Origin of the sequence: Nocardia sp. NPDC047648 (genome assembly GCF_040642815.1) — a bacterium.
GTDB classification, from domain to species: domain Bacteria; phylum Actinomycetota; class Actinomycetes; order Mycobacteriales; family Mycobacteriaceae; genus Nocardia; species Nocardia gamkensis.
The window spans coordinates 15,358-41,084 of the sequence record NZ_JBEYSX010000003.1 but is presented as its reverse complement, the minus strand read 5'-3'; the positions used below and the strand labels follow the sequence as shown (position 1 = coordinate 41,084).

Below are 25,727 nucleotides of genomic sequence, written 5' to 3'. Positions count from 1 at the left end.
CAGGGCACGATCTGAGCCCTGCCTTGGAGGGGTCGTGTCCGTGATTACTGCTGGCCCTGTCGTCACGAGGTAGTACTCGGTGCTCGGGCTCGAACTGGGCGGTGTTTGTTGAGCGCCTACCGAGCCGAGTGTTGCGGGTCCCTCCGTGGAATGCGACTGAGCGCCTACCGATAGCGACCTCCCTGCGGCATGCTCGGACGTCAGCGGAGCCGCGCGGGCTCGTCGGCCTCCTCGGGCGCGAACCCGCGCTGCGTCCTCCGGAGCCAGTGTCCGAGGACACAGTGTGATTGCGAGCCTCCCGGCAGCGACTTCTAGTTGACTGTCTGCCAGTCTGGAGACGTGAACCCGTCAACAGCACAAGCGCAGGTCGTCGTCGACGAACTAGTGCGCGGGGGCGTGCGGGATGTCGTCCTGTGCCCCGGCTCCCGGAACGCTCCGCTGGCCTTCGCCCTCCAGGCTGCCGACGCGGCGGGGCGGCTGCGGCTGCACATGCGGATCGACGAGCGAACGGCGGGCTTTCTCGCCGTCGGGCTCGCGATCGCGAGCGGGCACCCCGTCCCGGTCGTGATGACGTCGGGTACCGCGGTGGCCAACCTCGGGCCCGCCGTGCTGGAGGCGAACTACGCCCGCGTCCCGCTGGTGGTGCTCAGCGCCAATCGGCCCTACGAACTGCTCGGCTCCGGAGCCAACCAGACCGTCGAACAGCTCGGCCTGTTCGGCAGCCAGGTCCGCGCCACCATCTCGCTCGGTCTGGCGGAGGAGGAGGCCGGGGACGCCGACCACCCGCCCTACGGCCAACAGAACAGCCAGTGGCGTTCGGCGGTGTGCCGGGTGCTCGCCGCGGCGCGCGGCACTCGTTCCGGCAACGCGGGCCCGGTGCACTTCGATGTCCCGCTGCGTGAGCCGCTGGTCCCCGATCTGGCGCCGGGTGAGTCGGCTCCCACGGGTCGCGCCGACGAGTGCGCCTGGACCGAGACCCAGTACGCCACCCTGGACGTGCCGCTCGATCTCGACCTCACACCGGACACGGTGGTGATCTCCGGACACGGCGCCGGGTTGCGCCCGGAGCTGGCGGACCTGCCGACCGTCGCCGAGCCCACCGCCCCCATGCACGGGCCCGCCTTGCATCCGCTGGTGCTGTCGCTGCTGCGGCCGAAGCAGGCGATCATCACCGGCCGCCCGACCCTGCACCGGCAGGTCTCGAAGGTGCTCGCCGATCCGGACGTCCGGGTCTACGCGCTCACCACCGGTCCGCGCTGGCCCGACGTGTCCGGCAACGTGGTCGGTACCGGCACGCGCGCGGTCATCAGCGGCGCCCCGAGCACGGGATGGCTGGAGCACTGTCGTGAACTGAACGCGAAAGCCGACCAGGTGGTGCGCGCCGAACTCGCGCGGCATCCGAAACCCACCGGGTTGCACGTCGCCGCGGTCGTGATGGACGCGCTGCGGGAGGGCGACCAACTGCTGCTCGGCGCCTCGAACCCGGTGCGGGACGCCGCACTGGTGTCGCATCCGCGGCCGGGGATCAAGGTGCTGTCGAATCGCGGCGTCGCCGGGATCGACGGCACGGTCTCCACCGCGGTGGGCGCCGCCCTGCACCACGAGGGGCGCACCATCGCGCTGATCGGCGACCTGACCTTCCTGCACGACGCGTCCGGTCTGCTGATCGGCCCCGGCGAACCGCGACCGGCCGACTTGACCATCGTGGTGGCCAACGACGACGGCGGCGGCATCTTCGAGCTGCTCGAGCAGGGCGACCCGCAGTACGCGGGCGTGTTCGAACGGGTCTTCGGCACCCCGCACGGCATGGATCTCGCCGCCTTGTGCGCCGCCTATCGCATCCCGCACCGGCAGGTGGACCCGCAACAGCTGGCCGTCGAGCTGACCGGGCACGCCCATGGCATGCGGGTGCTCGAGGTGGCCACCGAGCGGTCCAGCCTGCGGGAACTGCACGCGACGGTGCGGGCGAAGATCCAGCCCTGAGCCGTACGGTCAGAAGCCGAATTCGTCCTCGGGGTCGTCGTCCATCGGAACCACGATGGACTGCTCGAGCACGTCCGCCGGATTCGCCTCCAAGACGTCGCGCTCGGGAATCGCCCGTCCGACGGCGTCGTCCTGCTCCGGCAGGTCGTCGGCGACCACCGGCTCCTCCGGATACGCCGGGACGGACTGCTCGGCGAGATCCGCCTCCGGGACCGCGTCGGCAAGGGGATCTGACATCGTGCGCTCCTCTCCGCGTAGGCGTCTCGATGGGCATACCCGTCGCGGGATGCCGCAATCGAGGCGGACGATCGACTCCGACTGCATCGAGGATGCCCCTGGTCCGGACGGACGGCAAGCATTTTCGCCTCAGCGTTGTCGCTCTTCGTCGACCCGCGCCGCCGTGGCATCGGCGGGGTGCTCGACCAGCGCGAGCGTGCGCCCGGCCATGAACCGCGCGGTCCGCACCGCCGTCCCCGATCGCGTCACTTCGCTGACTTCGACCACGCCGCGCGCGATCCTGACCTCGACCCGCCGCCCCGCCCGGGTAGCCGCGATCTCGTAACTGCGAGACCCGTCGCCGACGTCGACGACGATCTCCACCCGATCACCCTTCATCTACCAATTATCCGCTTTTCCAGCGCATTTCGCCGCTACGAGTGCGTAACGGCGGTACCTCGCGCGCCGGGTCGAGACGGCCCGGCGCCGCGCGTTACCGAGCGGGGTGGCGACGTCCGACTCCGAGCCTGCGTGCCGCGCGGCTCATGAGGCGAGACATTCCGGCCGGGAAGGAATCCGGTTCGGGAACCGTCACCGGGCGGACCCGGCCGTTGTGGATCGCGGTTATCCGCCAGCCCTCGGAGGTGCGTACCAGCACCAGCGTCTGGCGCGATCGCCTGCGCTCCGGCAGCCGCGATCGCCACGGCATCAGTACCGACGCCGTGCCGTGCAGGATCGCCACGTCCGGGGTGACGAAGCGGACCGACTCCAGGTCGCCGACCAGTGCGGAGCCTGCCAGCACGCCTCGGAAGAGCTTGTCGTGATTGCGCTGGTGCTCGGCTCGGCCGATCGCGCGGGTGCCGTCATAGGACACGTAGTCGGAGTCGGCGGTGAAATGGCCGGCGTAGGCCTCGGCATCGTTGTCGGTCCAGGCCTGCATGAGGTCGCGGAACAGCGTGCGGATCTCGGCGTCGTCGATGTCGGTGTCGTGCATGGCAGCGTCCTTGTGCGTGCTAGTATTTCGATGAACGAAAGATACGATAGCGGAAAGTTTCGAATGTCGAAATATACTCTTATCGGTGCCATCGGTGCGCAGTTGCGACTGCTCCAGCAGAGCTTCGACGTCTTCGACGAGGCGGTCGCCGCGCACCTGGGCATGAACCGCACCGATCTTCGCTGCCTCGATGTGGTGCTCGGCCGTGGCCCGCTGCCCGCGGGGGAATTGAGTGCGGCGGTGCGACTCAGTCCCGCGGCCACCACCGCGGTGATCGATCGACTGGAGCGGGCGGGATTCGTCACACGCGGTCAGGATCCGGCCAATCGGCGCCGTGTGCTGGTCGCCGCCACTGTCGCCGCGCACGACGTGGCGGAGCGGATCTTCGAGCCGGTCGGCAGGGCGGGTGCGCGGGCTCTCGGTCGTTACGACCCCGACCAGCTCTCGCTGATTCTCGACTTCCTGCACACGGCCCTGGATGTGCATCGCGCACAGACCGACCGGATCGCGTCGCAGAGCTGACCGGAGCGCTACTTCCCGCGGTGTTCGACTTCGCGTTGCTCCGGACCGATGAGTTCGGCCCGGCGAGGACGTCTGCATGGATGAACCTGTCCCCGGCTCAGGAGATTCGATGAATCCGGAATTCGATTTCGAACCCGCCGCTGTCGCTCTGTCGTCCGTGGTCGGCCGCATCACCGACGACCAGCTCGCCGCGCCGACGCCGTGCGCCGACACCACGGTGCGTGATCTGCTCGCGCACGTGCTCGATCTGACCGAGGCGTTTCGTCAAGCGGCCACCAAGGAGGCCGTCGGTGGCTCGGTCGCGCCGGCTCCGCCGGTGGATCGCGCCTTGCCCGAGGATTGGCGCGAGCGCGTTCCGGCCCAGCTCGATGCCCTGGTGGCAGCGTGGCGGGAGCCCGTGGCCTGGGACGGCGTAACCGAGGCGGGCGGAGTGAGCGAACCGGCGCCGGTGATGGCCAGGATCGCCCTGGACGAGGTGGTGGTGCACGGCTGGGATCTCGCGAAGGCCACGGGGCAGCCCTTCGCCTGCGACGACGGGCACTTGGCGATCCTGCTGGACATGCTGCGCGAGACCCCGGCCGAAGGGGTGCCCGGTCTGTTCGGACCGGTGGTGCCGGTCGCGCCCGATGCGCCTGCCTTGACGCGAATGCTCGGTTACACCGGTCGCCGCGCCGACTGGACCGCGGACGCCAGGGGAGCGGTGCTCGGCTAGCCGCGCGGCGGATCGGGGGTTACGAAAGTGCCCGCGATCACGGCATCGACCGCGGCGTGCGCGGCGGTATCCGCGGCGGCGTCGTCGATCGGGTCGCCGCTGGCGAGCAGCCGGTAGTAGAGCGGGGCCGACACCGCCGACAGCACCGCGCGTGCGTCGGTGCGCTCCGGCGCTTCGCCGCGCGCGACGGCGGCCGCTACGCACGCCGACCACTCGGTGAGCCGTACGTCGTAGAAGCGGCGCAGAGCGGTCGCGGCGGACTCGTCGCAGGTGGCGGCGGCGATCACGGCGCGGAAGAGCTCGCCTTGGCGTGGATCGGAGAGCGTCTTCGCGACCAGGCGGGCGTTGGCGGTGAGATCTCCGAGCAGCGAGCCGGTGTCGGCGTGCGGCAGCGACTGCTCGGCCATGTCGGTCAGCAGGTCGGCGATCAGGCCGGTGGGCGTGCGCCAGCGGCGGTAGACGGTGGTCTTGCCGACCTCGGCGCGCGCCGCGACCTCGGCGAGGTCGAGGTGGGCGAACCCGTGTTCGGCCAGCAGATCGCCCGCCGCCCGCAGGACGGCGGCGCGGACCCGCGCGGTCCGCCCACCGGGTCGAACCGATCCGGGTGTGGCCTCTTCCGGCTCCATAACGGCACTCCAGTTTCATTTATCGGCGAACGGGTGTACCGTCCGAAGTGTTAATGGAACTATAGACCCTTTAGGAGGGCTGTCCAGTGAACGTTCGGATGGTCGACACACAGATGGAGTACCGGCGGCTCGGCGCATCGGGTCTCCATGTCCCGGCCTTGAGCTTCGGCGCGGGCACTTTCGGCGGCCGGGGTGAACTGTTCGGCGCCTGGGGCGACACCGATGCCGAACAGGCGCGGCGGCTGGTCGACATCAGCTTGGACGCGGGCGTGAACATGTTCGACACCGCCGACGTCTACTCCGACGGCGCCTCCGAGGAGGTGCTGGGCGCCGCCGTCCAGGGCAGGCGTGATCGGGTGCTGCTGTCCACCAAGGCGACGCTGCCGACCGGCCCCGGCCCGGCGGACGCCGGTTCCGGCCGGGCCAGGCTGATCGGTGCGGTGGAGGCGTCGCTGCGCAGGCTGGGCACGGACTACATCGATCTGTTCCAGCTGCACGCCTTCGACGCGGGCACGCCGGTGGAGGAAGTCGTCGCGGCCCTGGACGATCTGGTGCGCGCGGGCAAGATCCGCTACGTCGGCGCGTCGAACTTCGCGGGCTGGCAGCTGATGAAATCCCTTGCCGCGGCGGAACGCAACGGGCTGACCAGGTACGTCGCGCACCAGGTCTACTACTCGCTGGTCGGGCGGGACTACGAGTGGGAACTCATGCCGCTCGGCCGCGACCAAGGTGTCGGCGCGGTGGTCTGGAGTCCCCTCGGCTGGGGCAGGCTCACCGGCAAGATCCGTCGCGGTCAACCGCTTCCGGAAGGCAGCCGGCTGCACCGGACCGCCGAGGCCGGTCCGCCGGTGGACGAGGAGAAGCTCTACGACGTGGTCGACGTCCTCGACGAGCTGGCCGCCGAAACCGGCAAGACGGTGCCGCAGATCGCCCTCAACTGGCTGCTGCGCCGCCCCACCGTCGCCACCGTCATCGTCGGCGCCCGCAACGAGGAGCAGCTCCGCCAGAACCTCGGCGCGATCGGCTGGGAACTCGACGCCGACCAGATCGCGCGCCTGGACAAAGCAAGCGCCACCACCCCGCCCTACCCCTACTATCCGTACTACCGCCTCCCCGACTTCACCCGCCTGAACCCACCCGCGGTGTGAGCGCCGAGGCCGTCAATCCGCTCGGGTCGGCGTCGCGGTGAAGCCGAACTTACCGATGATGATCACGGCCGGACCGCCCACGCGGTCCAGGTCGTACATCGCCGATCGCGATCACTGATTGGGATGGCTGTTGTTGGGCCGTCAGTAGACGTCGCGGACGTAGCGCTTTTCGGCGACGAGCTGCTTCTTGAAGGCCAGTGCGCCGTCCTCGTCGAGTTTGCCGTGGATGCGCGCGATGCGCAGGAGGGCCTCGTCGACGTCTTTGGCCATGCGGCTCGCGTCGCCGCAGACGTAGAAGTGGGCGCCATCGCGCAGCCAGGACCACAGCTCGGCGCCGTGTTCGATCATGCGGTGCTGCACGTAGATCCGCTCCCGCTGGTCCCGGGAGAAGGCCAGGTCGAGGCGGGTCAGGAAGCCGGAACGGAACATGTCCTCCAGTTCGGCGCGGTAGTAGAAGTTCTGCGCCGCATGCTGATCGCCGAAGAACAGCCAGTTGCGCCCGGTGCAGCCGAGGGCCCTGCGCTCGTGCAGGAACCCACGGAAGGGCGCGATGCCGGTGCCAGGGCCCACCATGATCATCGGTGCGGCCGGGTCGGCCGGAGGACGGAAGTGCGGTGCGCGTTGCAGGAAGATCGGCACCGCCGCGCCGGTGTAATCGGCGGCCGCCCGATCGGCGAGGAAGGTCGAGCACACTCCGCCGCGCCGCGCCGCCGAACCGGTGGCGGCCGGATCGCCGTAGCGCACGATGCCGACGGTCAGCTCCACCTCGTCCGGGCTGACCAGCGGACTCGACGAGATCGAATACTGACGCGGCTGTAGCTTCTTCAGCGTGCCGAGCCATTCCACCAGATCGGCTCGAATCGGGAAGTCGCGCAGCACGTCCACGGCCTGCCGGTCCCACAGGTAACTCGCCAGTTCGTTGCGGTTGTCGCGGCGCAGCAGTTTGGCGAGTTTGCCGCTGTGGTTGTGCTCGGCGAGGAAGCCGAGCAGATCCTGACCGACCTTGGTGATGTCGTAGTGCGTGCGCAGCGCCTCCGCCAGCGAGAGTTCGCGCTCGTCGACCTCGACCACGCGGCGACCGTCCAGCCCGGTGGCGTCCAGCCATTCGGTGACCAGCGCGGCGCTGTTCACCGGCCAGACGCCCAAGGAGTCGCCCACCTCGTATGTGGCGTCCAGGCCGCGCAGATCGAACCCGAAGCGGCGCACCTCTTTCGTCGATCCTCCGGTCGACAGCAACTCGTTGCGCAACAGCGGGGCACGCAGCGGCGCGGTGCGGGTGAACGGCGCGGAAGCGGTGCGGGTGCGCCCGAGCGCCGGTGCGGCACTCGGCATTTCCAGCGTCGCGACTCCGCCGCCCCGGGGTGTGGCGCGGCCCGTGCCGCCTGCGCCGCGCACCGGCGGATCGGCGGGGGACCCGGATTCCTCGGCGCCGAACGCTGCGAGCACGTCGTCGAGCCAGCGCTGTGCCGCGTCTTCGTAGTCGGGTTCGCTGTCGACGCGCGTAAGCAATCGGGTCGCGCCGAGTTCGGCGAATTTCTCGTCGAGTTTGCGACCGTAACCGCAGAAGTCGTCATAGGAGGAGTCGCCGAGGGCGAACACCGCGTAGCGCACACCGGTCAGCCGCACGCCGGTGTCGGCCAGGCGATCCCAGAAATCGGCTCCGTTGTCCGGCGGCCCTCCGTCGCCGAACGTGCTGCTGACCACCAGCACGTCGCCCTGAAGCGTGCTGAGGTCGCAGGAGTCCAGGTCCAGTAGTCGCGGCGTGAAGCCGTGCCCGGCGAGGTGTGCCGAGACGGTGGCCGCGAATTCCTCCGCGGTGCCGGTCTGCGAGGCCCACAGCACGGTGATCGCGCGGGCGGGCGCACCCTGGTCCACCGCGGGCGCCGGGCCCGCAGCACCGCGGGAATACATACCCGCCAGCAACCCGTCGACCCACAGCCTGCTGTGCGCCGACATCGGCGCCGAGTCCGGGAGCACCGGTTGACCGGTCACCGGAAGCGCTTGCAGCGCGGCCAGGTATCCGCTGAGGTAGATCCGCTCGGTTTCGCTGAGCGTGGGGGCGGTGCCGCTGTCGAGACCGAGCACGGCCGCCAGCGGATGCGCCGACTCCGCGGCGGGCAGCGCGGCGGGCGTCTCGGGCCGCGGCACGACGGCCACCCTGCGCAGCGCCACCGCGCACGCCTTGAACTCCGGTTGCAGCGAGGCCGGATCGACCGCGTCGTTGGTGACGGCGTTGATGGTCAGGTATTCGCCCTGCTCGTCGTTCCAGTGGAACGGCGCGAAGCAATCGCCCGGCCGCACACGCTCACTGACCTGGACCGGAAGCACCGCTCGACCCCGGCGCGAGGCGATCTCGAGCTGGTCGCCCTCGCGCAGACCGAGGCGTTCGGCGTCGGCCGGGTGCACCTCGACGAACGGCGCGCCGGTCAGCTTGGTCAGCTTGTCGATCCTGCCGGTCTTGGTCATGGTGTGCCACTGGTGCTGCAGGCGTCCGGTGTTGAGCAGGAACGGGTAGTCGTCGTCCGGCATCTCCGCGGGCGGCAGGTGCGGGCGCGGCCAGAACACCGCGCGGCGGCTCGGTGTGGCGAAGGCCAGCCGGGGCCGGTGGCCGTGCGCGTCGACGAACAACGTCTGGCTGACACCATCGTTGCGGTACCGGATCGGATTGCGCCTGCGCTCCGGCTCGGCGCACGGCCACTGCATCGGCCCGTCACGCAGCGCCTCGTAGCTGACGCCGCGCAGGTCGTAGCCGGTCGCGGGGTTCGCGAAGCGCTTGATCTCCTCGAAGACCTCGGCACCGGAGGTGAAGCCGAAACCGGGGAACCCCATGGCGGTGGCGATGTCGGCGATGATCCGCCAGTCCGGCCGCGCGTCGCCGGTGGGCGGGACCGACTGCCGCATCAGGGTGAGGTTGCGCTCGGAATTCACCATCACCCCCTCGGCTTCCGCCCACAGCGTGGCGGGAAGCAGCAGGTCGGCGTAGGCGTTGGTCGCGGTCTCGGTGTAGGCGTCCTGAGCGATCACCAGTTCGGCGGCTTCCAGGCCCGCGATCACGGTCTTGCGGTTCGACACGGTGGCGACGGGATTGGTGCAGATGATCCAGGCGGCTTTGATCGTGCCTTCGGACAGGTCGCGGAACATCTCCACCGTGCCGGGCCCGGCTTCGGTGCGCAGCGTGCCGGGCTCGAGGTCCCACACGGTCTCCACGAACGCGCGGTCCTCGGCGGAGAGCACGCTGCGCTGGCCGGGCAGGCCGGGGCCCATGTATCCCATCTCCCGGCCGCCCATGGCGTTCGGCTGCCCGGTGAGCGAGAACGGCCCGCTGCCGGGACGGCAGATGGCGCCCGTGGCCAGGTGCAGGTTGCACAGCGCGTTGGTGTTCCAGGTGCCGTGCGTGGACTGGTTGAGTCCCATCGTCCACAGCGACATCCATTCGCCTGCTTCGCCGATCCACTGGGCGGCGGTGCGGATGTCGGCCTCGGCCAGCCCGGTGATCTCCGCCACCCGCTGCGGCGGATAGTCGGCCAGGAACTCCGGCATCGCCTCCCAGCCCTCGGTGTGCTCGGCGATGAACTCCTCGTCGATGTGGCCGCCCTCGACCAGCAGGTGCAGCAGCCCGTTCAACAGGGCGAGATCCGTGCCGGGGGCGATCTGCAGGAAGAGATCGGCGCGCGCGGCGGTCTCGGTGCGGCGCGGGTCGACCACGATGAGCCGCGCGCCCGCCTTGAGCCGGTCGGCCATCCGCAGGAACAGGATGGGATGGCAGTCGGCCATGTTCGCGCCGATCACGAAGAACAGGTCGGCGTGTTCGAAGTCGTCGTAGGAGCCGGGCGGTCCGTCCGCGCCGAGCGACTGCTTGTACCCGGTCCCGGCGCTGGCCATGCACAGCCGCGAGTTCGCCTCGATGTGCACCGTGCGCAGGTAACCCTTGGCGAGCTTGGTGGCGAGGTACTGCGCCTCCAGCGACATCTGCCCGGAAACGTAGAGCGCGATCGCGTCGGGGCCGTGCTCGTCCAGGATCGCCCGCAATCGGATGGCCGCCTCGTGCACCGCCTCGTCCACGGGGAAGGGCACCGGGACCTGGCCGCGCTCCGAGCGCCGGTAGGCGGTCTCCATCCGTCCGGTGGCCCGCATCAGCTCCGCGTGCGTCGCGCCTTTGGTGCACAGCCTGCCCGCGTTGGACGGGTGCAGCTTGTCGCCGCTGACCTTGGCGATCACCGGTTTCCCCGCGTCGTCCGCGGCGGTCGTCACGGTGATCCCGCAGCCCACGCCGCAGTACGAGCACGCCGTTCGGGCGGTGCCGTCGCTGTGGCCGGTCACTGGGTCGGACATGCCTTCGATCATGCGGACCGCCGATTGCGCGGGATTTACCCCGCGTTATCGCCAGGTGACATTCCACCTCACAGTGCCCGAATCCGGCGGTGAGGTGTGACCGGGGTCTCCGGTTCAGCCGAGTTTGTAGGCCCGGTGCAGTGCGACGACGCCCCCGGTGAGATTGCGCCACTTCACCGACGACCACCCGTTCGCCGCGATCCGCATCGCCAACCTGCGCTGATTGGGCCACTCCGTGATGGATTCGGCGAGGTAGACGTAGGCGTCGGGGTTGCTGCTCACCACGCGCGCCACCTTCGGCAGCGCCTTCATCAGATACTCCAGGTACACCGTGCGGAATACCGGGAGCACCGGCGCGGAGAATTCGCACACCACCAGCCTGCCGCCGGGCTTGGTGACCCGCAGCATCTCGCGCAGGGCGAGGTCGGTGTCGGCCACGTTGCGCAGCCCGAACGAGATGGTCACCGCGTCGAAGGAGTCGTCGGCGAACGGCAGCGCCATCGCGTCGGCCGCCACCATCGGCACGTCGCGGAACCGGCCCGCGCTGAGCATGCCCTTGGAGAAGTCGGCTGCGAGGCACCAGGCGCCGGACTTCTGCAGCTCCAGCGTCGAAACCCCCGTGCCCGCGGCGAGATCGAGCAGCCGCTCACCCGGCCGCGGCGCCAGCGCCTTGCGGGTCGCCCAGCGCCAGTAGCGATCCTGCCCCGCGGAGATCACGGTGTTGGTCAGGTCGTATCGCCGGGCAACGCCGTCGAACATCGCCGCGACTTCGTGCGGCTGCTTGTCCAGGGAGGCCCGGTTCGATTGCGTTTTCGCCACGCGAAGACCCTAACTCGCGGTCTGTTACGAACCGAGCGTGGCGCGGGGATACTTCCGTCACGCTCGAGCGCGGTTCAGGCCGTATGGGGCAGGCAGATCCGGGTGCCCGACACCTCGGCGTAGTGGCCCAGCAGCTGGGAACAGACGGCGGGCCAGGTCCGCGACAGCACCGACTTCCTGGCCGCCCCGGCGAACCGGGTCCGCAGCCGCGGATCGTGCAACGCCCCGACGGCACTGGGCAGCAACTCGCCGAAACGATCCACCGGAAGCAGATAGCCGTTCCGGCAGTGGGCGATCAGGTCGCGTGGACCGCCCGCGTCGGGGCCGATCACCGGGACGCCCGACGCCAGCGCCTCCTGCACGCCCTGGCAGAACGTCTCGTGCTCGCCCGCGTGCACCATGACGTCGAGACTGGCGTACGCCCGCGCCAGCTCGTCGCCGCCGAGTTCGCCGGTGAACACCGCGGTCGGCATCAGCCGGGCGAGCCGCCTGCGTTCCGGCCCGTCGCCGACGATCACCAGCTGGACATCCGGGTCGGTCCCGAGCACCGCGAGCCGCTCGACGTGCTTCTCCGGCGCGAGCCGCCCCACGAAGCCCACCAGCAGGCGGTCGTGGCCGGCGAGCCAGGCGTCGCGCAGCTCGGCGGAGCGGGCGTCGGGCGTGAAACGCGCGATGTCCACGCCGCGCCCCCACCGGTGCACGCGCGGGACGCCGTGCCGGGCCAAGTCCTCCGCCGCCGCCCGGGACGGCGCGAGCGTGCGGGTGGCACCCTCGTGGATGCGCCGGGTCCAGGCCCAGGCGGCGCGGCTCGTCAGCCCGAGCCCGTAACTCTTGGCGAAGCCCGCGACGTCGGTCTGATACACCGCGACGGTCGGCAGGTCCAGCCGCAGCGCCGCCCCCAGTCCGCCCGCGCCGAGCAGGAACGGGGAGGCCAGGTGGACCACGTCGGCGTCGAAGTCGTCGATGGCCGAGACGATGCCCGGCTGCGGCAGCCCGACCGGTAGCGAGCTGATCCTCGGCACCATGACCGCGGGGACTCGGTGGACCCGGAAACGGTGATACTCCCGCGGCGCGGCAGGCTGCCCGCGCGGTGTGTCGGGCGCGATGATCAGGGCGTCGTGTCCGTGCCGGTCCAAGTGCTCCAGCACCCGCAGCACGGAGTTGACGACGCCGTTCATATTCGGCAGAAACGACTCCGCGACGATCGCTACACGCACATTCCCAGCCTGACCGGTGCACCGCGCCGCCCCGCCACACCGAAGTGAAGGGCGCGGAAAGATCCGGCGAACTGTCGGGGCGCGCGGATCAACCCACCGGCGTCGGGCCGCGCCTGTTCACGCGGGACAGCAACCACACTGCGGGCAGCGCGAGCAGCCACACCACCACGATGACCGACAACGCGGGCGGAACGGCGACGCGCACGTCCCGGCCTTCCACACGCACCAGATCGGGATCGCTGCGGCTGTATTCCACGCGAATCCGCTCACCCGCGGTCAGGTTCGTCGGATACAGGACGCCGACCTTCGGATTGTGCGTCTCACCGTCCGGTGTGACGTACATGACCGCCGAGCGCAGCCGCCCCGCCGAGAGCACCTCGGCCGTGGTGCTGCCCTTGTCGGAGCTGATCAGATAGTCGTTGCGCCACGCGGCCAGCACCAGCAGCCCGACGAGCACGCTCACCGCCGTCGCGGCGATCAGCACCCCGATCCTGGCCCGCCGCAGGCGGATCGGCCGCCCGTTGGACTGGCTGGTTTCCGACACCGCCACAGGCTACCGACCGGCTCGGCTACGGTGGCGGCCATGTCCCGAAAATTCAGCTTCACCGTGCCGTACGCAGTCCCGGTCGAAGATCTCCACCGGGCACTCACCACCGATGACGTCTGGCGGGCCCGCTTCGCCGACGCGCCCACCGCCACGCTGGAGGTGTCGCATCCCGGCGGCGCGGGCACCATTCGCATCCATATGACCGAAAAGGCCGCCGAAGACAAGGTACCCGCGCTGGTCCGCAAGGTACTCAAGAGCGAACTCACGTTCTCCCGCACCGACAACTGGCAGCCGCTGGTCGGCGAGGTCGCCAAAGGCACCTTCGAGGCCACCACCGGCGGCATCAACACCGCGATGTCCGGCTCCTACGAGATCCGCTCCACCGCGGAAGGATCCGAGATCGAGGTCGCGGGCACCGTGCAGGTGAAGGTGCCCGTGGTCGGCGGCGCGATCGAGCCGCTCGCCGAGCAGTTGCACCATCGGGTGCTCAACAGCGAGCGCAAATTCATCGAGGAGTGGCTGTCGGCGAAGCCGACCGCCTGACCACGGGTGTTGCCCCGGCGGGCGCTGGGGCAACATCGCCGCGTCCTAGGCGAAGTCCTGCGGCGAGTACTCCTTGCGCTCCACCAGGACCAGCCAGTTCCCGGAATTGTCCCGGACCACCGCCTCGGTCCCGTAGGGCCGCTCGGCGGGCGGCTGGACGAACTCCACCCCTTTGGCGGTCAGCTCTTCGAAGGTCTTCTGGCAGTTCTCGGTTCGCAGGCCGAGCGAGCCGTGCGTGCCGTTGGCCAGCGCGCGCCGGACGGCCTCGGCGTAGTGCTCGTCCAGCGGCGGGCCCGGGATCATCAGCGTGATCTCCAGCTCCGGGTGCGCGGGGTGGGCGATGGTCACCCAGCGGAAACCGTTGTCGCCCATGGTGACGTCGGCGGTCTCCACGAACCCCAGCTTGTCGATGTACCACTCCTTGGCCGCGTCCTGGTCCGTGACGTACACCGTGACCAGGGAAACGTTCGTAATCGTCGTCATGCGGGCCAGGCTATGGCCCGCGCCGTGCCACCGGCTTCTCCGAAATTGCGCCGTTTGCTCAGCCGGGCGGCTTGCGGTCGGACAGCCCGTGCATGAAGACGAAACAGCCGGGGATGCGCGGAGCGCCGTCGGCGAACTTCGCCTGGTACTCCGACGGCGTCACACCGACCAGCTGCCGGAACTTGCTGCTGAACGAGCCGAGGCTGCTGTAGCCGACCAGCATGCACACCTCGGTGACGGTGAGATTGGTGGCGCGCAGCAGATCCTGGGCGCGTTCGATGCGCCGCTCGGCCAGGTACGCGGCGGGGGTCAGGCCGTAGACCGCGGCGAACGCGCGCAGGAAGTGGTATTTCGACACCCCCGCGGCCGCCGCCAGCCCATCCAGATTCAGCGGGTCGGCGTAGTGACGGTCCGCCACGTCCTTGGCTCGGCGCAGATGCGGCAGCAGATACAGCGCGGGCAGTCCGCGCGCTCGCTGTTCGCCCATCGCGCCACCCGTTCCTAGGCGAACGGCGGACGCTCGTCGAAACGCAGCGACGCCCGGCCCGCCATCCGCCAAGCCCGCGCGGTCAGGTCGACGTCCTCGTCGGTCACCAGGTTGCCCATCACCCGGACCGCGGTGCGCTGCAGATACTTCGAGCGCATCACGGGGGGACCGCCCAGCGGCACCATGCGCGGGTGCGTGGCCAGGCCCGCGATCCGCCGGGCCACCGAGAACGTGCGTCCGTAGCGGGCCCGCAACACCTGCGGCCAGATCGCGGTGAGGTCGGGCTCGTCCAGCAGCTCCGACAGCAGGTGACCGCCCTCCAGGCCGTAATCGATCCCTTCGCCGTTGAGCGGGTTCACACAACCCGCGGCGTCGCCGATCAGCACCCAGTTGCGCCCCGCGACGTTCGAGACCGCCCCGCCCATCGGCAGCAGGGCCGAGGCCACCGCGCGCAGCGAGCCCTCGAACTCCCATTCCTCCGTGCGCTGCGCGGTGTAGTGCGCCAGCAAGGGCTTCAACGCGATGTGCGAGGGCCGGCGTTCCGTGGCCAGCGACCCGACCCCGATGTTCACCTCGCCGTTGCCCAGCGGGAACACCCAGCCGTAGCCGGGAACCAGCTCCCCGGAGGCGTCGCGCAACTCCAGATGCGAGGTGATCCACTGATCGTCGCTGCGTCCCGACTTGATGTAGGCCCGCGCGGCGGTGCCGTACGCGTACTGCCGATGCCAGACGCGGCCGAGCAGCCGCCCGATCGGTGAACGCACCCCGTCGGCGACCACCAGCGTCCGGCAGGCGATCGTGCGCGTGCCCTCGGCTGTTCGCACCGTCACGCCCGTGACCCGGTCACCCTCGCGGGTGACGTCGACCACTTTCGTCCCGTCCACCATGCGCGCGCCGGACTTCACCGCCGTCTCGCGCAGTTTGTCGTCGAGTTCGGTTCGAGGAACCGCGCTTCCGTAGGTCGGGAAGGATCCGCCCGGCCAGCTCAGCAGCGCCTCGCGGCCGAAGCCGGTCATCCGGAGGCCGTGGTTGACGACGTGCGCGCGTATCCACTCGCCGAGGCCGAGCTGCTCCAGTTCGGCGGTCGCGCGCGGGGTGAGCCCATCGCCGCAGGTCTTGTCCCTGGGAAAGACGGCGGAATCGATGAGCACCACGTCCCGTCCCGCCCGTGCCGCCCAGGCCGCCGACGCCGACCCGGCCGGGCCCGCGCCGACGACCAGCACCTCGGCTCGGCTGGGCAACGCGTCCTCGTCGCGCGCGGGACTCGCTTCCGGTGCACCCATGCGGTCCATACTCGCAGGGCCGTCTCATCCATGTCGACGGCGGCCGCGTGCGCGTCGTGGATGATCACCGGCGACGCGGCGCGTGAATGGCCGATACACCACAGAGTGACGGTGTTCATGGGCCATCCGCCGGGGACACGCTAGGTTCTCTACCGTGGGGTCGGACGCATCGCTGGGAGAAGAAATGAGCACATCGGCCATGAGCGAGCGCAGCGAGCGAATCATGGACACGGCGCACGGCGGGCACAGCGGAGCCGCGGGCGACGTGAGCACGGTCGTGGCCGGGGTCGACCTCGGTGACGCCGGGCTCGCCGACACGGTGCGCGACGGCCTGGCCGAGGTGGAGAAACTCCTGGTCGAGGAGCTGTCCGACGGTGCGGAATTCCTCCAGGAAGCCGCGCTGCACCTGGCCAAGGCCGGCGGCAAGCGCTTCCGTCCGCTCTTCACCATCCTCACCGGACAGCTCGGCCCGCGCCCCACCGATCCCGCCCTGATCACGGCGGGCACCGTCGTCGAACTCGTGCACCTGGCCACGCTGTACCACGACGACGTGATGGACGAGGCCACCATGCGCCGCGGCGCCCCGAGCGTCAACTCGCGGTGGGGGAACAACATCGCCATTCTCGCGGGCGACTATCTGTTCGCGCACGCGTCCCGGCTCACCTCCACTCTCGGCCCCGACGCGGTGCGCATCATCGCCGAGACCTTCGCCGAACTCGTCACCGGTCAGATGCGCGAGACCATGGGCGCCCGCGAATCCCAGGACCCGGTCGAGCACTACCTGCGCGTGGTATGGGAGAAGACCGGTTCGCTCATCGCCGCGGCCGGGCGTTTCGGCGGCACCTTCTCGGGTGCGGACGCGGAGCACGTCGAACGGCTGGCCCGCCTCGGCGACGCGGTCGGCACCGCCTTCCAGATATCCGACGACATCATCGACATCTCCTCCGCGTCCGAGCAATCGGGCAAGACCCCCGGCACCGACCTGCGTGAGGGTGTGCACACCCTGCCGGTGCTGTACGCGCTGCGCGAGGAGGGCGCCGACGGCGACCGCCTGCGCAAGCTGCTGGCCCGTCCGCTGGAAACCGATGACGAGGTGGAGGAGGCACTCGCCTTGCTCGCCGACTCCCGCGGCATGGCGCTGGCCAAGGAGAAACTCCAGGGCTATGCCGACCTCGCCTACGCCGAGCTGTCCGCCCTGCCCGACGGCCCGGCCAACGACGCGCTCGAGCGGCTGGTCCGCTACACCATCGAACGCGTGGGGTGAGGGTGCGTTGTCGGCGCCGCGCGGGCCGCACCGGAACTTTGCTCGCGGCTTCTATCGTTGAGCTGCTGTAAGGCGACTCGGTGAACGGGGGAGCGGCAAGGGAGACGTATGCACGGGCACGGGTTTGCGAACGGGCTGAAGACCTTCGGGCTGATGGTGGGCCTTTCCGCCATGATCGTGTTCATCGGTGCGCTGTTCCGCAACCCGACGATCCTCGTCGTCGCGATCGTGCTCGCGGTGGGCATGAACGCCTACGCGTACTTCAACAGCGACAAGATCGCGTTGAAGGCCATGCACGCGCAGCCGGTCAGCGAGCTGGAAGCCCCGGTCATGTACCGGATCGTGCGTGAGCTGGCCACCATCGCGCGGCAGCCGATGCCGCGGCTGTACATCAGCCCGACGAACGCGCCCAACGCCTTCGCCACCGGACGCAATCCCCGCCGCGCCGCGGTCTGTTGCACCAGCGGCATCCTGCAGATTCTCGACGAACGGGAACTGCGGGCCGTGCTCGGACACGAACTCTCCCACGTCTACAACCGCGACATCCTCATTTCCTCGATCGCGGGCGCGCTCGCGGCCGTCATCTCGGGCCTGGCGAACCTGGCGGTGTACATGTCGATGTTCGGCGGCAACCGCAACGGCGAGGGCCCGAACGTGCTCGCCGTGCTGCTGGTGTCGCTGCTCGGTCCGATCGCCGCGTCGCTGATCAAGCTGGCCGTCTCGCGCTCGCGCGAATTCCAGGCCGACCAGTCCGGCGCCGAACTGACCGGCGACCCGCTGGCGCTGGCGTCGGCGCTGCGGAAGATCGAACGCGGCGTGCACACCGCCCCCCTCCCGCCCGAGCCCAGGCTGGCGGCGCAGTCGCATCTGATGATCGCCAACCCGTTCCGTCCCGGCGAGAAGGTCGCGCGCTGGTTCTCCACCCATCCGCCGATGAACGAACGCATCGCCCGGCTGGAGGAGATGGCAGGCGGCCCGCGCCGGTACTGAGTCCCGGCAGCGTCAGTCGTCCGAGGCCAGCTGGTCTTCGTACGCGCGAAACGTATCGACGAACAACTTCCGCTGCTGCGCGGTGAGCGGCTCGAGGACCGTACGCCAGGCTCGGGCACTGCGCCCCAGCCATTTGCGCACGGACTTCTCGTGCGCCGGTGCTATGGCGACGATGGTGCGTCTGCGATCGTCCGGATCCGCGCGGCGCTCGAGCACACCCTGCTTGCTGAGTTCGCCGACCATCAAGCTCACCGTCGTGGGCGCCACCTCGAGGCGGGCGGCCAGATCCGTCACCGTGGTCGGTCCGTCGAACACCAGATTGGCCAGCAGCGACAGGTGCCGCGGCGCCAGCGAGAACGATTCCAGCTCCTTGGGAACCCCCAGCTTCTTGGCCCGTCCGACGACACGCGGCATCAGCAGCAGCAGCATGCGGATGCCGTCGTCCACGCCGAGCCCGTTCCGCTCCTCGGTTGACATGCCGACCGCCTCCGTCCCGGCCGCGCTCCGGCCCGGTCAGCGGTAGTTGACGAACTGCAGCGCGATCCCGAAATCCTCGCCCTTCAGCAGCGCGATCACCGCTTGCAGATCGTCGCGCTTCTTGCTGCTCACCCGCAGCTCGTCGCCCTGGATCTGCGCCTTCACGCCCTTCGGGCCCTCGTCCCGGATCTTCTTGGAGATCTTCTTCGCGTGCTCGGAGTCGATGCCCTGCACCAGCGAGCCGGTGATCTTGTACACCTTGCCGGAGGAGACCGGCTCGCCCGCGTCGAACGCCTTCAGCGAGATGTCGCGGCGGATCAGCTTCTCCTTGAACACCTCCAGCGCGGCCTTGACGCGCTCCTCCGCCTCCGCGGTGAGCACGATCTTGTCCTCGCCGGACCATTCGATCGACGCGCCGGTGCCGCGGAAGTCGTAGCGGGTGCCGAGTTCCTTCTCCGCCTGATGCAGGGCGTTGTCGACCTCCTGCCGGTCGACCTTGCTCACAACATCGAAAGACGAATCAGCCACGCTGCGCTCCTGTTCTGACGGTCCGACGGGTGAGCTGAGCGGGACGCTTCCAGCCATCGTCAGTTCTACCCGGAGCCCCGAGGGTAGTCGCGTCGCAGGGCCGATAGCCAGCCGGTTTGCATTCGGGGTGCGGGTTCGATGTATTCTGCTCAGCGCGTGAAACAAAGCGCGAACGGCAGGTTGCCCGAGCGGCCAATGGGAGCAGACTGTAAATCTGTCGGTGAAAGCCTACGTAGGTTCGAATCCTACACCTGCCACTCCGCTCACCAGGCGAGCCCTGTACGCAGAAAGCGCGTACAGGGCTCGCTTCGTAATGTCTTGTGGGGGTGCAACCCCCACGCCCCGCCCGGCGGGTCTTTGCCCCCGGACCCCCCTTCTGTGGTTGCGTTGGTCACAGGTGTTTCGTTGGTCGTTCACACGGGCGCGTCGATGACCGACATCCATATCGAGCCGGATTGCATGTGGGTGCCGCCGGGTTCTGTTTCACCCCGGTTCGTCGGTCGGTTCGGTCGTCACCGCGTCGGTCGGCCGCTCCGATCCCGGCCTCGAACCGGCAGTTGTTCGGTCGAAGACTCACGGCATGTTCGCTCGGGGCCGCCACATTTTCCGGGTTGGCGTGCGGCGCGCAGTTCGTGTTCGCGCGCAGTGCGCAGTTCGTCACCACTTTCAGCGCGGTTCTTGCGATCGCTCGATGGCCTCGTTGCGTCGTAGTGGCCCGGTTTGTGTGAGAACGGGCCGCATCTCGCGAGCAGGCGTTACTCCCGAGAGCCGTGAGGGTGCGCTGAATCGCTGCGGTTGTGCCTGGAAAACAACCCTCTGACCACGCGGTTTGGTACGAAGACCGGTGAGTGTGTAACCTCGTTCAAGACTTCACCGCGCTGAGGTCGAGTATTTGGGGCTCGGTGCGGAAGTAGTCATGCCCCCTTAGCTCAGTCGGCAGAGCGTTTCCATGGTAAGGAAAAGGTCAACGGTTCGATTCCGTTAGGGGGCTCGCCGGATTGCCGGTGGTGACCGACTCGGCATCGCTCCCGTAGTGCGGGCTCGGCACCATGGCAATGCGACGCCGTGGCGGTGTAGCTCAGTCGGTAGAGCAAACGACTCATAATCGTTGTGTCGCCGGTTCAAGTCCGGCCATCGCTACCACAACCCGATACAAGACCATCAGGTACCGGAAAGAAGGCATATCGTGGCCGCGAAGTCCACCGATGTCCGGCCAAAGATCACCTTGGCCTGCGAGCAGTGCAAGCACCGCAACTACATCACCAAGAAGAACCGGCGCAACGACCCGGACCGGCTGGAGCTGAAGAAGTTCTGCCCGAACTGCGGCACGCACCGGGCGCACCGCGAATCCCGCTAGTCCTCCACGCGTGAACTACCGCGTGGTGTAGCACCGGGAGTCGCATCCCGGTATCTCGGGCCGTGGCACCGCGAGGGCCGGACAACTGTCCGGCCCTGACGCATTTTCACGGTGTGGGTGCGGTGGTGAGCGCTCCGCAGACTCCGGGTGACGGGGTCAGATAGGTACAGTCCTCCCGTGACAATCAACACCGGTACAGACGAAGCGGTCCAGACGGGCGAGGAGCTCGACCCCGCGGCGAACGCCGCGGCGATGGTCGGTCACCACTACCGCGTCGACGACTACTACGAGGTCGGCCGCGAAAAGGTGCGTGAGTACGCCCGCGCCGTGCAGGACTACCACCCGGTGCACTGGGACGAGGACGCGGCGCAGGAGTACGGGTACGACAACCTGCTCGCGCCGGTCACCTTCATCTCCCTGGTCGGGATTCTCGCGCAGCGCAAATTGTTCGAAGAGGTCGTCACCGGCTACGACCTCAGCCAGATCATGCAGACCGACCAGATCCTGGAGTTCCATCGCCCGATCAAGGTCGGCGACCAGCTCACCTGCGATGTCCACCTGCACTCGTTCCGGCAGGCCTTCGGCGGCGACATCATCGTCACCAAGAACATCGTCACCGCGCAGAACGATGAACTGGTGCTCACCACCTACACCACCCTCGTGGGGCGCAGCGGCGGCGACATCGACCCGAACCTCAACGCCGCCGTCCGCAACGTGCTCATGCACGGCATCGGCGAGGACGCGCCGGGGCATCACCCGCGCAGCGCGCTCGCGGTGACCGAGGCGCCCTCTGCGGTCGTGCCGCCCGCGGAAGGGGTGCGCACGAAGCACGCCATCCGCTTCGAGGACGTCTCCGCCGGCGACGAACTGCCCGCGCGCATCGTCCGGCTCACCCGTGGCGATCTGGTGAACTACGCGGGCGTCTCCGGCGACGCCAACCCGATCCACTGGAGCGACGAGGTCGTGAAGCTCGTCGGCCTGGACAACGTCGTGGCGCACGGCATGCTCACCATGGGCCTGGGCGGCGGATTCGTCACCTCGTGGCTCGGCGACCCCGGCGCGATCAAGGAGTACAACGTCCGCTTCACCAGCCCGGTCTACGTGGGCTCCGACGAGGCCGCCGAGATCGAGTACACCGGTAAGGTGAAATCGGTCGATCCGGAGACGAGGACCGCGGTCGTGGCCATCGTGGCCAAGGCGGCGGGCAAGAAGATCTTCGGCCGCGCCACCGCGACCGTGCAACTGGCCTGACCAGGGACAGCGACCCGGATTGGCTAATGCCGCGCACGGTAACGTACACTCAGGTTTCTGGGGTCGCCAGCCGCTGCGCGCTGCTCTGAGGGGCTGGTTCCAGGCGGTCCGCGAGGATCGTCCAAGGGGCCGGCAACTGCCGGAGTGGCGCGCGTGTTGTGTGACACCAGGGAACAACTGAATATCGAACAGTGGTTGGACAGCCAACACCGTCCGACCGAAGGGGCGTAGCTCAACTGGCAGAGCAGCGGTCTCCAAAACCGCAGGTTGCAGGTTCAAGTCCTGTCGCCCCTGCCCTGGATGCCAGCGACGAGAGAGGACCGACGTGAGCGAGCGTAGCGAGCGAGCCATTGGCACAGCGCGCATCGCGCACGGCGGCACCGAGCGCAGCGAGGAGAAGGCGTGAGCGACGAGCGGGACACTCGCCGCGGCGCACATGCCGCCGACGACGGCGACGACACCGCCGCAGCGACACGACCGAGCGGAAAGCGTTCCGCCCGGCGGACCCGCACTGCGTCCTCGCAGGTCGATACGGGCACTGTCGCCACGCTCGACCGTCCGTCGCGGAAGGCAGCCAAGACGACCGATCGGGCCGAACGCAAGACGACGGGTAATCCGTTCAAGCGTTTGCTCAAGTTCCTGCGTGAGGTCATCGCGGAACTGCGCAAGGTGATCTGGCCCAACCGGAAGCAGATGGTCACCTATACGAGCGTTGTTCTGGTGTTCGTGATTTTCATGGTCGCGTACATCAGCGGGTTGGATCTGGCGTTCATCAAGGGTGTCAACTGGCTGTTCGGCTAGCTGAACGACGCCGACGCCGGTAGCCGATCCCGGGGCGGACACGGGTGGAAGCGATTTCGCCGCGCGCCCGGCCCCGGCACGCAGAGGATGTACGTGACGACACAGGAAGCGAGTGCCCCAGTGAGCACCCCGGAGAACGACACACACGACAAGTTCCCGGCCGACGACGCGGTGGCCGAGCCCACCGACTCCGTCGAGGAGTTCGCGACCGACGAGCCCGCGGTCGAGGAATCGGAGCCCGCTGAGCCCGCTGAGTCCGTCGCCGCCGCCCCGATCGATGCCGAGCCCGCCGATCCGGTCGCCGAGATGAAGGCAGCGCTGCGGCGCGCCCCCGGCGAGTGGTACGTGATCCACTCCTACGCCGGCTACGAGAACAAGGTGAAGGCCAACCTCGAGACCCGCGTGCAGAACCTGGACCTGGAGGACTACATCTTCCAGGTCGAGGTGCCCACCGAAGAGGTCACCGAGATCAAGAACGGGCAGCGCAAGCACGTCAACCGCAAGGTGCTGCCCGGTTACATCCTGGTCCGCATGGAGCTCAACGACGAGTCGTGGGGCGCGGTGCGCAACACCCCCGGCGTCACCGGCTTCGTCGGCGCCACCTCCCGGCCGTCGCCGCTGTCCATCGACGACGTGGTGAAGTTCCTCGTGCCCGCCGCCCAGCAGCAGAAGAAGCCCGCTGCCGCGGCTGCATCGGCGGCCGCCGAGTCCGCGGGTGGCGAGGTCGCGCCGAAGCCGGTCATCGAGGTCGACTTCGAGGTCGGCGAGTCGGTGACCGTCATGGACGGCCCCTTCGCGACGTTGCCCGCCAGCATCTCCGAGGTCAACGCCGAACAGCAGAAGCTCAAGGTGCTCGTGTCGATCTTCGGCCGCGAGACCCCGGTCGAGCTGGCGTTCACCCAGGTCGCGAAGATCTAGATCCGTTCCGTCGACGACGGGATGAATCGGCCCGCGCGGCGGGTTGATTCACAGACTTGCAAAGAGCAAGGACACCAAACACCTAGGAAAGAAAGATGCCCCCCAAGAAGAAGAAGCTCGCCGGGATCATCAAGCTTCAGATCCAGGCCGGCCAGGCGAACCCGGCCCCTCCGGTCGGCCCCGCGCTCGGTCAGCACGGCGTCAACATCATGGAGTTCTGCAAGGCGTACAACGCCGCGACCGAGTCGCAGCGTGGCAACGTCATCCCGGTCGAGATCTCGGTGTACGAGGACCGGTCGTTCGACTTCAAACTGAAGACCCCGCCCGCCGCCAAGCTGCTGCTCAAGGCCGCAGGCGTGCAGAAGGGCTCGGCGGAGCCGCACCGCAACAAGGTCGCCAAGGTGACCATGGACCAGGTGCGCGAGATCGCCAAGACCAAGCAGGAAGATCTGAACGCCAACGACATCGAGCAGGCGGCCAAGATCATCGCGGGTACCGCGCGTTCGATGGGTATCACCGTCGAAGGCTGAGCGGAATCGCTCCTCGGTGGGAGGGCCGGCCAGGCCCGATAACCACGTCTGAACTACCAACACAGCGGCGCGAGGACGGACTCGCCAGGCGGAAGCCCGCGTGACCACGCGGAGTCCCGGGAGCGCCGCGGATCGAACAGGACAGAGAATCATGGCAAAACGAAGCAAGGCGTACCTCGCCGCGGCCGAGAAGGTCGATCGCACCCAGCTCTACTCCCCGCTGGCCGCCGCGCGCCTGGCGAAGGAGACCGCCAGCACCAAGACCGACGCGACCGTCGAGGTCGCCGTGCGTCTCGGTGTGGATCCCCGCAAGGCCGACCAGATGGTCCGCGGCACGGTCAACCTGCCGCACGGCACCGGTAAGACCGCCCGCGTCATCGTCTTCGCCGCGGGCGAGAAGGCCGCCGAGGCCGAGGCCGCGGGCGCGGACGCCGTCGGCGCCGAGGACCTGATCGAGCGGATCCAGGGCGGCTGGCTGGACTTCGACGCCGCGATCGCCACCCCGGACCAGATGGCCAAGGTCGGCCGGATCGCGCGTGTTCTCGGCCCGCGCGGCCTGATGCCGAACCCGAAGACGGGCACGGTCACCACCGACGTGACCAAGGCCGTCAACGACATCAAGGGCGGCAAGATCAACTTCCGCGTCGACAAGCAGGCCAACCTGCACTTCGTCATCGGCAAGGCGTCCTTCGACGACGCCAAGCTGGTGGAGAACTACGGCGCCGCGCTGGACGAGATCCTGCGTGCCAAGCCGTCGACCGCCAAGGGCCGCTACGTCAAGAAGGTGACGGTCTCGACGAACACCGGACCGGGCATCCCGGTGGACCCGAACCGCACCCGCAACCTCCTCGAAGAGGACGCGTAAACAGCGGCTGAGCCGACCGTGACGGCGGGAACGCGTAATGCGTTCCCGCCGTCGCGCGTTTGCGGACTAATCCGCCCGGCGGCGTGGTTGGGGTTCGATGTGACCGTCGTTCTTCTGATTTCCGGCAGCACTCGCGCCGCCTCCACCAATTCCGCCGCACTCCGGACCGCCTCGGCCGTCGCCCCGGATGGCGTCGAAACCGTCTCGTACGACGGTCTCGCGGCCTTGCCCGCGTTCAACCCGGACGACGACGGCACCGCTCATCCATCGGTCGTCGCGCTGCGCGAACACCTTTCGCGCGCCGACGCCGTGCTGTTCTGCACCCCCGAATACGCGGGCACGTTGCCGGGCAGTCTGAAGAACCTCCTGGACTGGACCGTCGGGACCGGTGATCTCTATCGCAAGCCGGTCGCCTGGATCACCGTGGCGGCTCCCGGGCGTGGTGACGGCGCGACCGCGACGCTGCGCAGCGTGCTCGGCTATGTCGGGGCCGAGATCGATCCGGATGTCTGCCTGCGATTGCCCGTGCTGCGCGAGGACGTCGGCCCGGACGGGCTGATCGCCGACGCCGAATTCCGGTCCGGCGCCGTGGCCGCGTTGGGCGGGCTCGCCCGGTTCGCGGAGAACGCGACGCCGTGAGAAAAGTCACCGGCATTCGCGGAGCGGCCGCCAGCGAACGGGCGTGACGGAAAGGCTCGCCGCCGCACAACGATTCGACGGCCAGCAGGTTTCGGTCAGGCGTCCTGCCTGGGCCCGTTTTGGCAGATGGGAACCCGTCCAGGTACATTGGACATCAGTTATCGACGAGTTCGATCGCTACCCAATCCGTTCTAC

General features: G+C 68.8%; 27 protein-coding genes and 4 tRNA genes. 18 read left to right on the top strand and 13 right to left on the bottom strand.

Annotated elements, in window-relative coordinates:
- The first annotated feature begins 339 nt into the window (after positions 1–339).
- Positions 340–1,983 carry a 2-succinyl-5-enolpyruvyl-6-hydroxy-3-cyclohexene-1-carboxylic-acid synthase gene (gene menD / locus ABZ803_RS08715; RefSeq protein ID WP_357034439.1) on the top strand — a complete coding sequence of 548 codons (1,644 nt, stop codon included), beginning with the start codon at positions 340–342 and terminating at the stop codon, positions 1,981–1,983.
- 9 nt (positions 1,984–1,992) lie between these two features.
- On the opposite strand, the gene ABZ803_RS08710 is transcribed toward menD, so the two are convergent.
- The 3 genes from ABZ803_RS08710 to ABZ803_RS08700 all read right to left on the bottom strand — a co-directional run bounded on the left by ABZ803_RS08710 (position 1,993) and on the right by ABZ803_RS08700 (position 3,193).
- Positions 1,993–2,220, bottom strand: coding sequence for a hypothetical protein (locus tag ABZ803_RS08710; protein ID WP_062968262.1), 228 nt, complete (start codon positions 2,218–2,220; stop codon positions 1,993–1,995).
- 129 nt (positions 2,221–2,349) lie between these two features.
- A complete protein-coding gene (locus tag ABZ803_RS08705) occupies positions 2,350–2,598 on the bottom strand; it encodes a hypothetical protein (protein WP_062968263.1) in 249 nt (82 codons plus the stop codon).
- 94 nt (positions 2,599–2,692) lie between these two features.
- Entirely contained in the window at positions 2,693–3,193 is a 501-nt protein-coding gene (locus ABZ803_RS08700; RefSeq protein ID WP_357034437.1) for an SgcJ/EcaC family oxidoreductase, read from the bottom strand.
- 63 nt (positions 3,194–3,256) lie between these two features.
- Here ABZ803_RS08700 and ABZ803_RS08695 point away from each other — a divergent pair, with 63 nt between their 5' ends.
- The gene (locus ABZ803_RS08695; protein ID WP_357034435.1) at positions 3,257–3,715 is read left to right on the top strand and encodes a MarR family transcriptional regulator; all 459 of its coding nucleotides are present in this window, start codon (positions 3,257–3,259) and stop codon (positions 3,713–3,715) included.
- 76 nt (positions 3,716–3,791) lie between these two features.
- Entirely contained in the window at positions 3,792–4,427 is a 636-nt protein-coding gene (locus ABZ803_RS08690) for a TIGR03086 family metal-binding protein (protein ID WP_357034433.1), read from the top strand.
- Here ABZ803_RS08690 and ABZ803_RS08685 read toward each other — a convergent pair.
- Complete coding sequence (locus ABZ803_RS08685; RefSeq protein WP_357034431.1) at positions 4,424–5,053, bottom strand: TetR/AcrR family transcriptional regulator; 630 nt, start codon at positions 5,051–5,053, stop codon at positions 4,424–4,426. The two genes, ABZ803_RS08690 and ABZ803_RS08685, sit on opposite strands and share 4 nt — an antisense overlap.
- Before the next feature lie 113 nt (positions 5,054–5,166).
- Here ABZ803_RS08685 and ABZ803_RS08680 point away from each other — a divergent pair, with 113 nt between their 5' ends.
- Positions 5,167–6,201, top strand: coding sequence for an aldo/keto reductase (locus ABZ803_RS08680; RefSeq protein WP_357035383.1), 1,035 nt, complete (start codon positions 5,167–5,169; stop codon positions 6,199–6,201).
- Positions 6,202–6,342: 141 nt separating this feature from the next.
- Here ABZ803_RS08680 and ABZ803_RS08675 read toward each other — a convergent pair whose 3' ends face one another.
- From ABZ803_RS08675 to ABZ803_RS08660, 4 genes are all read right to left on the bottom strand, one after another.
- Entirely contained in the window at positions 6,343–10,533 is a 4,191-nt protein-coding gene (locus ABZ803_RS08675; RefSeq protein ID WP_357034429.1) for a bifunctional nitrate reductase/sulfite reductase flavoprotein subunit alpha, read from the bottom strand.
- A 114-nt stretch (positions 10,534–10,647) separates the two neighbouring features.
- Positions 10,648–11,352 (bottom strand): demethylmenaquinone methyltransferase, encoded by a 705-nt coding sequence (locus ABZ803_RS08670; RefSeq protein ID WP_062968273.1) that lies wholly within the window; start codon positions 11,350–11,352, stop codon positions 10,648–10,650.
- A 74-nt stretch (positions 11,353–11,426) separates the two neighbouring features.
- Complete coding sequence (locus ABZ803_RS08665; protein ID WP_357034427.1) at positions 11,427–12,569, bottom strand: glycosyltransferase family 1 protein; 1,143 nt, start codon at positions 12,567–12,569, stop codon at positions 11,427–11,429.
- An 88-nt stretch (positions 12,570–12,657) separates the two neighbouring features.
- Positions 12,658–13,113, bottom strand: coding sequence for a DUF3592 domain-containing protein (locus tag ABZ803_RS08660; RefSeq protein ID WP_357034425.1), 456 nt, complete (start codon positions 13,111–13,113; stop codon positions 12,658–12,660).
- Between the two features lie 39 nt (positions 13,114–13,152).
- Here ABZ803_RS08660 and ABZ803_RS08655 point away from each other — a divergent pair, with 39 nt between their 5' ends.
- Positions 13,153–13,659 carry a DUF2505 domain-containing protein gene (locus ABZ803_RS08655; RefSeq protein WP_357034423.1) on the top strand — a complete coding sequence of 169 codons (507 nt, stop codon included), beginning with the start codon at positions 13,153–13,155 and terminating at the stop codon, positions 13,657–13,659.
- A gap of 45 nt (positions 13,660–13,704) precedes the next feature.
- Here ABZ803_RS08655 and ABZ803_RS08650 read toward each other — a convergent pair whose 3' ends face one another.
- From ABZ803_RS08650 to ABZ803_RS08640, 3 genes are read right to left on the bottom strand one after another with little or no spacing between them, the layout of a single operon-like run.
- Entirely contained in the window at positions 13,705–14,142 is a 438-nt protein-coding gene (locus ABZ803_RS08650; RefSeq protein WP_040870330.1) for a VOC family protein, read from the bottom strand.
- A 58-nt stretch (positions 14,143–14,200) separates the two neighbouring features.
- Positions 14,201–14,629 carry a helix-turn-helix transcriptional regulator gene (locus ABZ803_RS08645; protein ID WP_040870329.1) on the bottom strand — a complete coding sequence of 143 codons (429 nt, stop codon included), beginning with the start codon at positions 14,627–14,629 and terminating at the stop codon, positions 14,201–14,203.
- Between the two features lie 14 nt (positions 14,630–14,643).
- Entirely contained in the window at positions 14,644–15,912 is a 1,269-nt protein-coding gene (locus tag ABZ803_RS08640) for a geranylgeranyl reductase family protein (RefSeq protein WP_357034421.1), read from the bottom strand.
- Positions 15,913–16,135: 223 nt separating this feature from the next.
- On the opposite strand from ABZ803_RS08640, the gene ABZ803_RS08635 reads away from it, so the two are divergent.
- Together ABZ803_RS08635 and htpX are read left to right on the top strand one after the other, a co-directional pair.
- Positions 16,136–17,176: a polyprenyl synthetase family protein gene (locus tag ABZ803_RS08635; protein WP_357035380.1), complete on the top strand. Its 1,041-nt coding sequence runs from the start codon at positions 16,136–16,138 to the stop codon at positions 17,174–17,176.
- Between the two features lie 108 nt (positions 17,177–17,284).
- Positions 17,285–18,166, top strand: a complete 882-nt coding sequence (gene htpX, locus ABZ803_RS08630) for a zinc metalloprotease HtpX (RefSeq protein ID WP_357034419.1) — start codon at positions 17,285–17,287, stop codon at positions 18,164–18,166.
- 12 nt (positions 18,167–18,178) lie between these two features.
- Here the strand turns inward: htpX and ABZ803_RS08625 are convergent, their stop codons facing one another.
- Together ABZ803_RS08625 and ABZ803_RS08620 are read right to left on the bottom strand one after the other, a co-directional pair.
- Positions 18,179–18,643, bottom strand: a complete 465-nt coding sequence (locus ABZ803_RS08625; protein WP_357034417.1) for a MarR family transcriptional regulator — start codon at positions 18,641–18,643, stop codon at positions 18,179–18,181.
- A 36-nt stretch (positions 18,644–18,679) separates the two neighbouring features.
- Complete coding sequence (locus tag ABZ803_RS08620; protein ID WP_062968288.1) at positions 18,680–19,171, bottom strand: YajQ family cyclic di-GMP-binding protein; 492 nt, start codon at positions 19,169–19,171, stop codon at positions 18,680–18,682.
- Positions 19,172–19,345: 174 nt separating this feature from the next.
- Here ABZ803_RS08620 and ABZ803_RS08615 point away from each other — a divergent pair.
- From ABZ803_RS08615 to ABZ803_RS08565, 11 genes are all read left to right on the top strand, one after another.
- Positions 19,346–19,428 (top strand) — tRNA-Tyr (locus ABZ803_RS08615).
- Positions 19,429–20,089: 661 nt separating this feature from the next.
- Positions 20,090–20,162: transfer RNA gene (locus ABZ803_RS08610), tRNA-Thr, on the top strand.
- A 76-nt stretch (positions 20,163–20,238) separates the two neighbouring features.
- A tRNA-Met gene (locus ABZ803_RS08605) sits at positions 20,239–20,314 on the top strand.
- A gap of 43 nt (positions 20,315–20,357) precedes the next feature.
- On the top strand, positions 20,358–20,528 hold the full coding sequence (rpmG, locus tag ABZ803_RS08600; RefSeq protein WP_011211653.1) for a 50S ribosomal protein L33: 171 nt from the start codon (positions 20,358–20,360) through the stop codon (positions 20,526–20,528).
- A gap of 183 nt (positions 20,529–20,711) precedes the next feature.
- Positions 20,712–21,779 (top strand): fused (3R)-hydroxyacyl-ACP dehydratase subunits HadA/HadB, encoded by a 1,068-nt coding sequence (locus ABZ803_RS08595; RefSeq protein WP_357035377.1) that lies wholly within the window; start codon positions 20,712–20,714, stop codon positions 21,777–21,779.
- Between the two features lie 221 nt (positions 21,780–22,000).
- Positions 22,001–22,073, top strand: a tRNA-Trp gene (locus ABZ803_RS08590).
- Positions 22,074–22,181: 108 nt separating this feature from the next.
- Entirely contained in the window at positions 22,182–22,580 is a 399-nt protein-coding gene (gene secE / locus ABZ803_RS08585) for a preprotein translocase subunit SecE (RefSeq protein WP_357034414.1), read from the top strand.
- Positions 22,581–22,700: 120 nt separating this feature from the next.
- Complete coding sequence (gene nusG / locus ABZ803_RS08580; protein ID WP_357035375.1) at positions 22,701–23,498, top strand: transcription termination/antitermination protein NusG; 798 nt, start codon at positions 22,701–22,703, stop codon at positions 23,496–23,498.
- 95 nt (positions 23,499–23,593) lie between these two features.
- Positions 23,594–24,028 (top strand): 50S ribosomal protein L11, encoded by a 435-nt coding sequence (gene rplK, locus ABZ803_RS08575; protein ID WP_063051596.1) that lies wholly within the window; start codon positions 23,594–23,596, stop codon positions 24,026–24,028.
- A gap of 151 nt (positions 24,029–24,179) precedes the next feature.
- On the top strand, positions 24,180–24,893 hold the full coding sequence (gene rplA, locus ABZ803_RS08570; RefSeq protein ID WP_357034412.1) for a 50S ribosomal protein L1: 714 nt from the start codon (positions 24,180–24,182) through the stop codon (positions 24,891–24,893).
- Positions 24,894–24,992: 99 nt separating this feature from the next.
- Positions 24,993–25,532 (top strand): NADPH-dependent FMN reductase, encoded by a 540-nt coding sequence (locus ABZ803_RS08565; protein ID WP_357034410.1) that lies wholly within the window; start codon positions 24,993–24,995, stop codon positions 25,530–25,532.
- Positions 25,533–25,727 lie beyond the last annotated feature (195 nt).

Excerpts from the sequence above, each read along its gene's own strand:
- ABZ803_RS08710 (WP_062968262.1), bottom strand. The coding sequence starts at position 2,220 with ATGTCAGATCCCCTTGCCGACGCGGTCCCGGAGGCGGATCTCGCCGAG.
- ABZ803_RS08705 (WP_062968263.1), bottom strand. The coding sequence starts at position 2,598 with ATGAAGGGTGATCGGGTGGAGATCGTCGTCGACGTCGGCGACGGGTCT.
- ABZ803_RS08700 (WP_357034437.1), bottom strand. The coding sequence starts at position 3,193 with ATGCACGACACCGACATCGACGACGCCGAGATCCGCACGCTGTTCCGC.
- ABZ803_RS08695 (WP_357034435.1), top strand. The coding sequence starts at position 3,257 with ATGTCGAAATATACTCTTATCGGTGCCATCGGTGCGCAGTTGCGACTG.
- ABZ803_RS08690 (WP_357034433.1), top strand. The coding sequence starts at position 3,792 with ATGGATGAACCTGTCCCCGGCTCAGGAGATTCGATGAATCCGGAATTC.
- ABZ803_RS08685 (WP_357034431.1), bottom strand. The coding sequence starts at position 5,053 with ATGGAGCCGGAAGAGGCCACACCCGGATCGGTTCGACCCGGTGGGCGG.
- ABZ803_RS08680 (WP_357035383.1), top strand. The coding sequence starts at position 5,167 with ATGGAGTACCGGCGGCTCGGCGCATCGGGTCTCCATGTCCCGGCCTTG.
- ABZ803_RS08675 (WP_357034429.1), bottom strand. The coding sequence starts at position 10,533 with ATGTCCGACCCAGTGACCGGCCACAGCGACGGCACCGCCCGAACGGCG.
- ABZ803_RS08655 (WP_357034423.1), top strand. The coding sequence starts at position 13,153 with ATGTCCCGAAAATTCAGCTTCACCGTGCCGTACGCAGTCCCGGTCGAA.
- ABZ803_RS08650 (WP_040870330.1), bottom strand. The coding sequence starts at position 14,142 with ATGACGACGATTACGAACGTTTCCCTGGTCACGGTGTACGTCACGGAC.
- ABZ803_RS08645 (WP_040870329.1), bottom strand. The coding sequence starts at position 14,629 with ATGGGCGAACAGCGAGCGCGCGGACTGCCCGCGCTGTATCTGCTGCCG.
- ABZ803_RS08640 (WP_357034421.1), bottom strand. The coding sequence starts at position 15,912 with ATGGGTGCACCGGAAGCGAGTCCCGCGCGCGACGAGGACGCGTTGCCC.
- ABZ803_RS08635 (WP_357035380.1), top strand. The coding sequence starts at position 16,136 with ATGGACACGGCGCACGGCGGGCACAGCGGAGCCGCGGGCGACGTGAGC.
- htpX (WP_357034419.1), top strand. The coding sequence starts at position 17,285 with ATGCACGGGCACGGGTTTGCGAACGGGCTGAAGACCTTCGGGCTGATG.
- ABZ803_RS08625 (WP_357034417.1), bottom strand. The coding sequence starts at position 18,643 with ATGTCAACCGAGGAGCGGAACGGGCTCGGCGTGGACGACGGCATCCGC.
- rplK (WP_063051596.1), top strand. The coding sequence starts at position 23,594 with ATGCCCCCCAAGAAGAAGAAGCTCGCCGGGATCATCAAGCTTCAGATC.
- rplA (WP_357034412.1), top strand. The coding sequence starts at position 24,180 with ATGGCAAAACGAAGCAAGGCGTACCTCGCCGCGGCCGAGAAGGTCGAT.